General features: G+C 70.7%; 12 protein-coding genes. 3 read left to right on the top strand and 9 right to left on the bottom strand.

Features of this window, described 5'->3' with window-relative positions; all coding sequences use genetic code 11:
- From ACQKIP_RS26905 to glgB, 3 genes are all read left to right on the top strand, one after another.
- The coding region (locus ACQKIP_RS26905) for an alpha-glucosidase C-terminal domain-containing protein (protein WP_427744318.1) at positions 1 to 394 on the top strand (394 nt) is incomplete at its 5' end.
- Positions 395 to 513: 119 nt separating this feature from the next.
- Positions 514 to 1926, top strand: a complete 1413-nt coding sequence (locus tag ACQKIP_RS26900; protein WP_365860754.1) for a maltokinase N-terminal cap-like domain-containing protein — start codon at positions 514 to 516, stop codon at positions 1924 to 1926.
- Positions 1927 to 2112: 186 nt separating this feature from the next.
- Complete coding sequence (gene glgB / locus ACQKIP_RS26895; protein ID WP_365860796.1) at positions 2113 to 4284, top strand: 1,4-alpha-glucan branching enzyme; 2172 nt, start codon at positions 2113 to 2115, stop codon at positions 4282 to 4284.
- On the opposite strand, the gene ACQKIP_RS26890 is transcribed toward glgB, so the two are convergent.
- The 9 genes from ACQKIP_RS26890 to ACQKIP_RS26850 all read right to left on the bottom strand — a co-directional run bounded on the left by ACQKIP_RS26890 (position 4241) and on the right by ACQKIP_RS26850 (position 11467).
- On the bottom strand, positions 4241 to 6505 hold the full coding sequence (locus tag ACQKIP_RS26890; RefSeq protein WP_365860752.1) for a HelD family protein: 2265 nt from the start codon (positions 6503 to 6505) through the stop codon (positions 4241 to 4243). The genes glgB and ACQKIP_RS26890 overlap by 44 nt on opposite strands.
- A gap of 181 nt (positions 6506 to 6686) precedes the next feature.
- Positions 6687 to 7025: a thioredoxin gene (gene trxA / locus ACQKIP_RS26885; protein ID WP_365860794.1), complete on the bottom strand. Its 339-nt coding sequence runs from the start codon at positions 7023 to 7025 to the stop codon at positions 6687 to 6689.
- Between the two features lie 20 nt (positions 7026 to 7045).
- Entirely contained in the window at positions 7046 to 7438 is a 393-nt protein-coding gene (locus ACQKIP_RS26880; RefSeq protein ID WP_361201272.1) for a MerR family transcriptional regulator, read from the bottom strand.
- 63 nt (positions 7439 to 7501) lie between these two features.
- Positions 7502 to 7864, bottom strand: coding sequence for a VOC family protein (locus tag ACQKIP_RS26875; protein WP_365860750.1), 363 nt, complete (start codon positions 7862 to 7864; stop codon positions 7502 to 7504).
- A 77-nt stretch (positions 7865 to 7941) separates the two neighbouring features.
- Entirely contained in the window at positions 7942 to 8865 is a 924-nt protein-coding gene (locus ACQKIP_RS26870) for an NAD(P)-dependent oxidoreductase (RefSeq protein ID WP_365860748.1), read from the bottom strand.
- Positions 8866 to 8987: 122 nt separating this feature from the next.
- Positions 8988 to 9593: a disulfide bond formation protein DsbA gene (locus ACQKIP_RS26865; RefSeq protein WP_365860746.1), complete on the bottom strand. Its 606-nt coding sequence runs from the start codon at positions 9591 to 9593 to the stop codon at positions 8988 to 8990.
- 25 nt (positions 9594 to 9618) lie between these two features.
- Positions 9619 to 10521, bottom strand: a complete 903-nt coding sequence (locus ACQKIP_RS26860; protein ID WP_365860744.1) for an SGNH/GDSL hydrolase family protein — start codon at positions 10519 to 10521, stop codon at positions 9619 to 9621.
- A gap of 206 nt (positions 10522 to 10727) precedes the next feature.
- The gene (locus tag ACQKIP_RS26855; RefSeq protein WP_365860742.1) at positions 10728 to 11243 is read right to left on the bottom strand and encodes an HIT family protein; all 516 of its coding nucleotides are present in this window, start codon (positions 11241 to 11243) and stop codon (positions 10728 to 10730) included.
- Complete coding sequence (locus ACQKIP_RS26850) at positions 11240 to 11467, bottom strand: hypothetical protein (protein ID WP_365860740.1); 228 nt, start codon at positions 11465 to 11467, stop codon at positions 11240 to 11242. The genes ACQKIP_RS26855 and ACQKIP_RS26850 overlap by 4 nt, the downstream gene beginning before the upstream one ends.
- Positions 11468 to 11611 lie beyond the last annotated feature (144 nt).

Here is an 11611-nt window from a genome sequence, read left to right as displayed (position 1 = left end):
CCCCACGATCATGGACCCGGTCTACGGCTACCAGGTCACCAACGTAGAAGCCTCCATGTCCTCCCCCTCATCCCTGCTCCACTGGACCCGCAGGATGATCGAGATCCGCAAGCAGAACCCCGCCTTCGGCCTGGGCTCCTACACCGAACTCCCCTCGTCCAACCCGGCGGTGATCGCGTTCCTGCGCGAGTACAAGGACGACCTCGTGCTGTGCGTCCACAACTTCTCCCGCTTCGCCCAGCCCACCGAACTCGACCTGCAAACCTTCAACGGCCGCCATCCGGTCGAACTGATCGGCGGAGTGCGCTTTCCCGCCATCGGTGAACTGCCCTATCTGCTCACCCTGGCCGGACATGGCTTCTACTGGTTCCGGCTGCGCAAGGATCCGGCGTAGGCTCCACCCCTGCTACTCCTGCGCGGGGCGGGTTTCCACCGCCCCGCCCCGGGAACTCTCCCGCACGACCGGCACTCCCGCACTCACCCCTGTCCGCACCGCGGAAAGGACGCGACGCCATGTCGGAAGCCGTCACCCGCCCGGGCATCACCGCGGACGCGCTGCTCGCCTCGCTCGATCCGCTGCTGCGCGCGTGGCTGCCACGACAGCGATGGTTCGCGGGCAAGGGCCGCCCGATCAGTGACTTCCATCTGGTCTCCGTGACCGAACTGCTGCCCCCGACATCCGAGTTAGGGCTCCTGCATCTGCTCGTACAGGTCCGCCAGCCACACGTACCGGGACAGGGCGACGGCTCGCCCGCACTGCCGCCGGACTGCTACCAACTCCTCGTCGGCGTACGGCGCGAGCTGCCGCCACGGCTCGCGCCCGCGCTGATCGGCCATGTCACGCAGGGCCCGCTCGCCGGATTCACGGTCTACGAAGCGCTGCACGACACCCGCATGTCCGCCTTCCTCCTGGAGGCCCTGCGGATACAGGCGCGCGTCGGCAGACTCCGCTTCGAACGGGACCCGCGCAAGGACATAGCCGAGGGACTCGCCCCGCGCATGCTGGGCACCGAGCAGTCCAACTCCTCGCTCGTATACGGGGACACGTTCATCCTGAAGCTGTTCCGCCGCATCGTGCCCGGAGTCAATCCGGACCTGGAACTGCCCCTGATGCTGGCCCGCGAGCGCTGTACGCAGGTACCGGCCCCCGCCGCCTGGTTCCTCGCGGACGTCGGGAACGAAGTGAACGTCCTCGGCGTGCTCCAGCCCTATCTGAAGGGCACATCGGACGGCTGGGAACTGGCCCTGGGGGAACTCGCGGCAGGCCGGGACTTCAGCACCGAGGCGCGGGCCCTGGGCCGCGCCACGGCCGAGGTCCATCTGGCGCTGGCCCGCGCGCTGCCCACCGTCAGCCTCGGCCGCGCCCAGATGGAGCTGATCGCCGAAGGCATGGCGGAGCGCCTCGACGCGGCGGCCAGGGCGGTGCCCGCCCTCCAGCCCTACGCTCCCGCCCTGCGCACGACCTTCGAGGCGCTCGCCGACCTGGGCCGCGGCGAGGGGACCTGGATGGCGCAGCGCATCCACGGGGACCTGCACCTGGGGCAGTGCCTGCGCTCGCCCGCCGGGGAGTGGTCGCTCATCGACTTCGAGGGTGAGCCCTCGCGCCTGCTGTCCGAGCGCAGGATGCCGCAGCCGCCGGTGCGCGACGTGGCGGGCATGCTCCGCTCCTTCGACTACGCGGCACGCTCGCACGAACCGTGGGCGCCGCAGTGGGCGGGCGACTGCCGGGCCGCGTACTGCACGGGATACGCGGAGGTCTCGGGCCGCGATCCGCGTACGGACCCGGTCCTGATGCGCGCCTACGAAACGGACAAGGCGGTCTACGAAGTCCTCTACGAGGCCCGCCACCGCCCCGACTGGCTCCCCGTACCCCTCTCGGCGATCAAGCGCCTCGCCACGAACGGCCCCGCCACCGAACAGCCCTGATCCGCCCATCGCCCAGGAGGCTCCCCCGTGACCCCCCGCCCGCAGCCGCGCAAACCGTCCGACGAGGCCAGCAAGAAGGGCAGGAGAAAGGCGGAGCCCGCGGGCCGGACGCCCGAACCGCCCCGGCAGAAGCAGCGCAAGAGCAGCCGCCCCACGTCACCCGTCCCCCGCGCCGACCGTGCCCGGCTGCTCGGCGGCACGCACCACGACCCGCACGGGGTGCTCGGTGCCCACAACGTGCGCGAGGGCATCGCCTTCCGCGCGCTGCGGCCGTACGCGCGCTCCGTCACCGTCGTCGCCAAGGATCTGCGTGCCGAGCTCCAGGACGACGGGGACGGGTTCTTCTCCGGGGTGGTCCCGCTGCGGGAGATCCCCGACGACTACCGGCTGCACGTCGCGTACGACGACGCCGAACTGGAGATCCACGACGCGTACCGCTTCCTGCCCTCGCTCGGCGAGTTCGACCTGCATCTGATCGGCGAGGGCCGGCACGAGCAGCTGTGGCACGCGCTCGGTTCGCGCCCGATGGTGCACGAGGGGGCGACCGGGACGCGCTTCACGGTGTGGGCGCCCAACGCTCTCGGCGTGCGCGTGGTGGGCAACTTCAACTTCTGGGACGGCACGGCATTCCCGCTGCGTTCGCTCGGCGGCAGCGGAGTCTGGGAGCTCTTCGTGCCGTCGGTCGGCGAGGGCGAGCTCTACAAGTACGAGATCACCCGGCCCGACGGCTCGAAGACACTGCGCGCCGACCCGCTGGCCCGCCGCACGGAGACGCCGCCGGCGAACTCCTCGATCGTGCACGAGTCGCACCACGAGTGGCATGACGCCCAGTGGCTCGAACGCAGGGCGGAGGTGCCCGTCCACCAGGCGCCGTTCTCCGTGTACGAGCTCCATCTGGCCTCCTGGCGACCGGGCCTGACGTACCGCCAGCTGGCCGAGCAGCTGCCCGCGTACGTCGCCGACCTGGGATTCACGCACGTCGAGCTGATGCCCGTGGCCGAGCATCCCTTCGGCGGCTCATGGGGCTACCAGGTCACCGGTTTCTACGCGCCGACCGCGCGGCTCGGCACGCCCGACGACTTCAAGTTCCTCGTCGACGCGCTGCACAGGGCGGGCATCGGCGTCCTGATGGACTGGGTGCCCGCGCACTTCCCGCGCGACGACTGGGCCCTCGCCGAGTTCGACGGGCGCACGCTGTACGAGCACGAGGACCCCGGCCGGGCCGCGCACCCCGACTGGGGCACCCTGGAGTTCGACTACGGCCGCAAGGAGGTCCGCAACTTCCTGGTCGCCAACGCCTCTTACTGGTGCGAGGAGTTCCACATCGACGGCCTGCGCGTCGACGCCGTCGCCTCCATGCTGTACCTCGACTACTCGCGCGAGCACGGCGAATGGACCCCGAACGCGCACGGCGGCCGCGAGAACCTCGACGCCGTCGCCTTCCTCCAGGAGATGAACGCCACCGTCTACCGCCGTGCCCCCGGCGTCGTCACCATCGCCGAGGAGTCCACGGCCTGGGACGGCGTGACCCGCGCGACGCACCACCAGGGGCCCGGCGGCTTCGGCGGGCTCGGCTTCGGCCTGAAGTGGAACATGGGGTGGATGCACGACTCGCTCGACTACGTGTCGAAGGAGCCGGTGCACCGCAAGTTCCACCACAACGAGATGACGTTCTCGATGGTGTACGCGTACAGCGAGAACTACGTCCTGCCGATCTCGCACGACGAGGTCGTGCACGGCAAGCGGTCCCTGGTGTCGAAGATGCCCGGCGACTGGTGGCAGCAGCGCGCCAACCACCGCGCCTACCTGGGCTTCATGTGGGCCCACCCGGGCAAGCAGCTCATCTTCATGGGCCAGGAGTTCGCCCAGGGCGCCGAGTGGGCGGAGGGGCACGGCCCGGACTGGTGGCTGCTCGACCCCGCGTACGGCGCCGAGGCCGACCACAGGGGCGTACGCGACCTCGTGCGCGAGCTCAACACCGTCTACCGCCGCGAACCCGCCCTGTGGCAGCGCGACACGGACCCCGGCGGCTTCGCCTGGGTCGACGGCGACGCCGCCGAGGACAACGTCTTCGCGTTCCTGCGGTACGCCGACGAGGACGCCGGGAACACGACGGGCGGACCGCTGCTCGCCGTCTCGAACTTCTCACCGGTGGTGCGGCACGAGTACCGCCTCGGCGTCCCCGGCGAGTTCACCGCCTGGCACGAGATCCTGAACACGGACGCGGCCCGCTACGGCGGCGGCGACGTCACCAACCCGGACCCGGTCAAGACCGAGCCGGTGGCGTCGCACGGCCGCCCCGCGTCCCTGCGCCTCACCCTGCCGCCGCTGGCCACGGTGTGGCTGCGACCTGCTTGAGCGCCACCGGCAGCTCCTGCGTGTGCAGGATGCCGAGGCGCTGCGTGGCCCGCGTGAGGGCCACGTACAGGTCGCTCGTGCCGTAACCGCCGGGCTCCACGACCAGGACAGTGTCGAACTCCAGGCCCTTCGCCTGACGCGGGTCGATCAGGACGACCGTCCGCGTCAGGTCCGGAGCCTCCCCGGCCGTCACACCGGGGAGCTTTCGGGCGAGCTCGGCGTGCAGCTCGCGGGGGGCGATGACCGCGAGGCGGCCCTCGTCCCGTGTACCGTCCGCCACCGCGTCGGCCACGGCCGCGGCGAGGTCGTCCGTGCGGTGCGCCCACGGGAGCACCCCGGTGGACCGCACCGAACTCGGCGGCTCGAAGTCGGGGTACTCGACGCGGGGCACCTCGGCGGCCACGTCCATGATCTCCACCGGCGTGCGGTAGTTGACGCCGAGCCGCGTGTACTCCCAGCGGTCCTCGACGTACGGGGCGAGGATCGACTCCCAGGAGCCGCAGCCGCCGGCCTCCGCCGTCTGCGCGGGGTCGCCGACCAGCGTCATCGAGCGGGTCGGGCAGCGCCGCATGAGCAGCCGCCAGGCCATGGCGGAGAGCTCCTGCGCCTCGTCGACGATGATGTGCCCGAACGCCCAGGTCCGGTCCGCGGCGGCGCGCTCGGCGGCGCTGCGGTGGTCTTCCTCCTCCTGGCGCTCGGCCATCCGCTCGGCGTCGATGATGTCGTGCGCGAGCAGGACCTCGGATTCTTCGTCGTCCTTGTCCTCGAACTCATAGGTCCTGGACGCGTACGACACGTCGAGCACGCCCTGCGCGTAGGCGATCTGCTTGGCACGCTCGGCCTCCGCCATCGCCTTCGCCGCGCTGTCGTCGTTGCCGAGCAGCTCGGCGGCCTCGTCGAGCAGCGGGACGTCGGCGGCCGTCCACGCGGCGCCGCGCGGGCGCCGCAACAGGTCGGCGTCCTCGTCCGCGAGGTGCGTCGGCTCCTCCAGGAAGTCGGCGAGGAAGCGCTCCGGGGTGAGCTGCGGCCACAGCTCCTCGATGGCCGCGTGCACATCGGGGCTCGCGGCGATCGCCTTGCCGAGCTGGGCGATGTCGTCGGGGCCGAGGAAGTTCGGGCCGCCGTACGGGTCCGCGCCGAGCCGTTCGGCGAGCTGCTCGGTGAGCATGTCGATCACGCGGAAGGCGAAGTGCGGGCGGCCGAGGTTGTGCGGGACGTCCGCCTCACGGGCCGCGTCGCGCGCTTCGCGGGCGATCGTCCAGTCCAGGATCAGGTCGCCGTCGTCGTGCTCGATGACCAGCGGGGCGCCGGGCTCGGGGGTCTGCTGCCGGTCGCGCAGGGCGGCGGCGAGCACGTCCGCCATCTCGGCGCGGCCCTTCACCTCGGCGGTCGCGGGGCTGTCGGTGCCGGTGGCGCTCACGCCGGGGAACAGCTCGCCGACCGTCGAGAGGAGCACGCCGGTCTCGCCGAGCGCGGGCAGGACCTCGCTGATGTAGCCGAGGAAGGCGGGGTTCGGGCCGACGATGAGGACCGCGCGCTTGGCGAGGAGCTGGCGGTGGGCGTAGAGGAGGAACGCGGCACGGTGCAGCGCCACGACCGTCTTGCCGGTGCCGGGGCCGCCCTCGACGACGAGGACGCCGTGGTGCGGGGCCCGGATGATGCGGTCCTGCTCGGCCTGGATGGTCTGCACGATGTCGTGCATGCGTCCGGTGCGTGCCGAGTCGAGCGCGGCGAGCAGCACCTCGTCGGCGTCCGCGCCCTCGTGGCCGGTGCGGGTGGTGTCGCCGAGATCGAGGATCTCGTCGTGCAGGGCCGTGACGTCGCGGCCCTCCGTGGTGATGTGCCTGCGCCTGCGCAGCCCCATCGGCGTATGCCCGGTCGCGAGATAGAAGGGGCGCGCGACTTCGGCACGCCAATCGATCACGAGCGGTGTGCGTTCGATGTCGGACGCGCGGATTCCGATGCGTCCGATGTGGTGATCACGGCCGTCGCGGAATTCGAGCCTCCCGAAGCAGAGGCCGTTCTCTCCCGCGTTGAAGGCGGCCAGCAGTCCGGACCGCTCGGCCACCAGGACGTCACGCTCAAGCCTGGCCTGCAGACCGTTGCCGACCTGCGACAACGACGCCTGCACGGCGGCCTGCGCCTCCTCGCGCAGCGCGTCGAGGCGCGCGTACAGCCCGGAGACGAATTGCTGCTCTTCCCGCAATTCCTCGGTTGACAATTCAGCCCCTCGCCAGTTACAGTGCTCTTATACAGATTCTCGCGATTCCGGTCTGCCCAAATGCGCAGGGGGTCGCGAAAGGATCCAATATACGCGAAGAAATACCCCGGACGTCAATTCGTCCGGGGTATTTCTCTTTCTGCGTACGTTCTGCGTGCGCAGTCCGTACACCTTCCGTACGTCAGAGCACCTCGGCCTCGGCGAGATCGGCGAGGAGCTTGCGCTTGGGCCGGGCGCCCACCATGGACTTCACCGGCTCACCGCCCCGGAAGACCAGCAGGGACGGCACCGAGAGGATGTTGTACGCGATCGCGGTCTGCGGGCTGTGGTCCACGTCGACCTGCACGATCTTCAGCCGGTCCGCCTCCTCCCGGGATATCTCGCTGAGCACCGGCGCGAGCTGCCGGCACGGCCCGCACCACTCCGCCCCGAACTCCACGAGCACGGGCAGTTCCTCCTTGAGCACCTCCGCTTCGAAGTCCGCGTCCGTCACCTCGGCGACGCCGTCCGCCTTGACCATCCCCATGCCTGCGCTCCTTCTCAGCCCGTCAGCTCGCACTGCGGGTCCGGACCCCCCGGAACCGCCGCCTCGGCGCGCACCAACTGCGCGCCCACCTGTTCCCGCACCGCACTCAACTCGGCGATCAGCGAGTCGAGTTCGGCGAGCTTGCGGCGGTACACGTCAAGGGACGCGGGACAGGAGTCGCCCGCCGGATGCCCCGAACGCAGACACTCCACGAACGGCCGCGTCTCCTCCAGGTCGAACCCGAAATCCTGCAAGGTCCTGATCTGCTCCAGGAGACGTACGTCGTCCTCGTCGTAGGTGCGATATCCGTTGCCGCTGCGCCGAGCGGGCAGCAGCCCCCGTGACTCGTAGTACCGAAGCGTCCGCGTGGTGGTGCCGGCCCGCTCCGCAAGTTCGCCGATGCGCATGTGTACGACGGTAATCCTTGACGCAGGCGTCAAGGCCAGTGCCGCTCGTCGGCGGGCATCCCGTCAGCGGGATCCGGGCGGCTGATGCAGGCCGAAGGGGGACCCCTGGTCGTCCTTGCACAGCCGGAACCGGCCGAAGGCGGCGTCCGACTCCTCGCTCTCCCCGCCGACGGGCGGCTCGACCGTGCCGCCGAGCCTGACGACGTCGGCCAGTGCCTTCTCCAGGTCGTCGACCCGGAAGAAGAGATACGGCACGGCCCCCGCGTCACCGCCGTGCATACCGCCGGGCACCCCGGGGGTCCCGATCACATACCCCTGCCCGGACGGCCCCGGCCGGAAGGACCAGCCGAGCAGTTCCCCGTAGAAGGCCCGCCCCCGCTCCGGGTCCTCGACGCCGATCTCGAAGAAGCTCGGTTCACCGGTCATAGCGCGGCTCCTGATCCGACGGCAGTCACTCTCACCGTACGCCGCAGGGGGCGTGGACCGCCCCTTCTGCCTGTCGTTCAGTGCGCGGCGGCCCCGGGGACGGGCGCGCGGACGGCCTCGATGACGGCCGTCCAGCCGTCCGTACCGTGGCCCTTGGCGATGGCGCGGTCCAGGACGGACTTGATGCCGTTCAGGGACTCCACGTCCAGGCCCCGGTGTTCGGAGGCATGGATGATGTGGTCGACGTTGGCGGCCTCGGTGACCAGGGGCGCCTGCTCGCCCGGATACTCGCCGGAGTCGACCTCGACGGCCGTCGACGCGATGGACTCCGGGAAAATGGCGAGCAGGGCGCTCAGGTAGGGGGCGAGGTCCGCTCCCTTCACGCCGTCCGCCCCGGCGAGCGCGAACGCGTGCACGAGACCGGACATGCTGGTCCAGAAGAAGTCGAGCAGGGCGTTGTCGTAGACGGCCGCCAGGCCGTGGTCCTCGCCCAGGTGCACGGTGTTGCCGCCGAGCGCCTTGAGTGTGCCCTCGTGCTTCTCGTACACCGACTTCGGACCGCTGTGGAAGAGCAGCGCGTCGGCGGTGCCGATCACCGTCACCGGCACCAGGATCGCGCCGTCCAGATAGTCGATCCCCTGCCCGGCGGCCCAGGCGGCGGCCTCGCGCGAGCGCTCCGGGGTGTCCGAGGTGAGGTTGACCAGGGTGCGGCCCGACAGGTCCGCGGCGATCGGGCCGAGCACGGCCTGCGACACGTCGTAGTCGTAGAGGCAGACGACCACCAGGTCCGAGGCACGGACGGCCTCGGCGGCGGTGGCCGCGCGCGTGGCGCCCCTGGCGACCAGGTCGTCGCCCTTGCCGGGGGTGCGGTTCCAGAGGGTGGTGGGGTGTCCGGCTTCGAGGAAGGCGCCGGCGAGGGCCTGCCCCATGGCGCCGAGGCCGAGGACGGTGACCGTGGTCTTCGTAGGTGAGGTGGAAGGGGTGTGGCTCTGGTTCGTCATGACGACCATGCTTGGCGGGCGCCCGCTTCCTCACAAGTACCGACTAATTAGTCAGGTACTTACGAAAAGGTAAGCATGCGGGGAGAGTTGGGCAGACGTACGGCGTGAGTCGGGCGGCTGCCTCAGCCGAAATCCAGCTCGCCGTACCGCCGCTTGAGCTCGCAGAAGTGCGGTGTGCCCGCCATCAGGACCACCCCGTCCCACAGCCGTCCCGCCGCCTCTCCCTTCGGCGCGGGCGAGACGACCGGCCCGAAGACCGCGCCCACGCCCCGCACGGACAGGACCGGCGTGCCGACGTCGGGGCCGACCAGCGCGACGCCCTCCTCGTGCGAGGCCCGCACGGCACCGTCGTACTCCTCCGTCCAGGCCACCGAAGCGAGCTCCCCGGGAAGGCCGGCGTCGGCGAGCGCAGGCTCGACGCCGTCCCACTCCCCGCGCTCGTGCAGCCGCACCCCGAGCGCGTCGAGATACGTCCCGAGCGCGTCGTTCCCGTACCGCTCGTCCACGGCCGCGCAGACCCGGCCCGGCGCCCGCATGTAGTCCCCGTACTCCCCCTCGGGGTCCTCGGGGTCGACGTCGAGGCCTTCGTTCAGCACCGACAGGCTCATCACCCGCCACCGCACGGTGACGTCCCGCACCCGCTCGACCTCGCGGATCCACCGCGAGGTGAGCCAGGTGTACGGGCATACGGGGTCGAACCAGAAGTCGGCGATCTGCTGGGTGCTCACCCAACTACCGTACGAGAGCGGTGAGTCAGCCCAGTCCGAGCACGCCGACCGCCTGGTCGGCCATCTTTGCCTCGCCGAGGGCGTTCGGGTGGACCGGGACGAAGTTCGTGCCGAACAGGACCGGCTCGACCCAGCGGGTGCCCTTCGCCTTGCAGGCGTCGTGGCCCTCCGACGCGGCGGCCAGGTCGACGAACGTGGCGCCCGTCTCGGAGGCGGCACGCTGCACGGCGCTGTTCAAGTGGGCCTGGAGATCCCGCAGATAGGGCACGTCTCCGGTGGCGATCGGCATCTTGGCGAAGCACGTGGGGTCGGCCTTGGCCGGGACGATCCAGGGGTAGCCGAGGATGCCGATGCGGGCGTTCGGGGCCTTGGCCTTGATGGCTCGCAGGGCCGTCTTCAGCGCCGGATACGTACTGTCGTCGATCTGCTTGGTGAACTTGTCTCCGTTGGCGTCCTTGCAGGGGCTGCCCTTGCCGCCGGAGAGGACGCCCGCGCTGCCGCAGGCGAGGATCGCGCCGATGAAGGTGTTGTTGTCGTTGCCGCCGATGGTCAGCGTCACGACGTCGGTGTCCGCCCTGACCGCGTCGAGTTGCGGGGCGACCCCGGGGTACTGCGAGCCCGCGAAGTCCTTGGTCTGGGCTCCGCCGCAGGTCACGTCGGTGAGCTTGGCGCCGGTGCGGTTGGCCACGACATGGGGGTAGTTTGCCGTCGAGCGCGCGCACAGGAGCGGCGCGGTCACGTCGAGGGGCAGGACACCGGATCCGGCGCTGTAGCTGTCGCCGAGGGCCACGTAGTCGAGCGGTTCGCTGCTGCCGGCGCTCGCCCCGGCCGGTGCGGCAAGGCCGAGGGCCGCGGTTGTGGCGGCGGCGACGGCGGCCGCGAGACGGAGGGAGCGTGAGCGGGTGCGGGCGCGTGCGCGGATCACCATCTGGAGTCTCCTTTGAATCCGATGGGGGGTCAGTTCCGGAGAGGAGCGATCAAGCCGCGGGCGCCAACAGCCTTGCTGCGTGGGGTATTTGGGCAGGCTTCAGCGGCTTTCGGCGGTTCTTGGTGGTACAACGCTGAAGTTACTGGCAAGTTTGAAAAACAGTCAACAGTTTGCACACGGGCCCACCTGGATGGCGGAACACCCGGCTAGCCGACGGAACCCTCGTCCGGTACCTCACCCAGCACACGCCGCAGACGTGCGCAGAACTCCTCCACCGCACCGGGCTCCGGCTCCGCGCCCGCGGCGAACATCGCCGCCTGGAGGGCGGGTCCGTACGCACCGCCGTGGCGTTCGACGTCGGACGTACGGGCGGGCTGCACCACGAAATGGATGTGGCCGGGGACGCGCCCGGCGTGGGACCAGAGGCAGACGTAGACCTGCTCGCACTCCTCGCCGACCGCCGCGCGCAGGGCGGAGGTCAGCCGGGTCAGGAGCGGCCCGAGCCCGGCGCTCTCCCCCGCGTTCATCTCGTGTACGCCGGTGATGTGGCGCAGCGGCTTGACGATGAGCGTGCCGGTGCCGAGGGGGCCCACGCAGTGCTCGACGGTCCAGTGCGGCGTGCGCAGGAGCGTGCCGCCGGGCAGCGGGGCGGTGCCGTCGGCGAGGCGGCAGGCGGTGCAGTTGCTCCTCGCCGCCGGCTCCTCCGGCTCGCCCGGCCTCACTTGTCCACCTTGTACATCCGGATCTCGCGGTTCACGAAGAGGTGGACGTAACCGCATTGCCAGCAGATGAGCCCGGTCGCCGACTCGTTCGCCCACGCGAGGTTCATGATCTCCATGCCCGAGCTGTTGAGCTTGACCTCCCGGTCGCGGAACAGGTCCCCCCTGCAGACCTGGCAGTTGATCCACATCTCCCCGATGGCGGCCCGCCTCGGCTTGTTGCCCATGAGCTCCCGCCCCCTTCCCCGTTTCCGTGTCCCCGTCATCCAACTGACGTCGAGGCTATCCGGCACGGAAAATGCGGGCGGGCCCCCCCAGGTCAACGTTGCGACCGGTGCGGGCCCGCCCGGCTCAAGCGCCACCGAGCGGGT

The organism is Streptomyces sp. NPDC059900 (assembly GCF_050270335.1).
Lineage (GTDB): Bacteria > Actinomycetota > Actinomycetes > Streptomycetales > Streptomycetaceae > Streptomyces.
The sequence above is the reverse complement of the archived record's forward strand: the minus strand, read 5'-3'. Positions and strand labels throughout refer to the sequence as shown.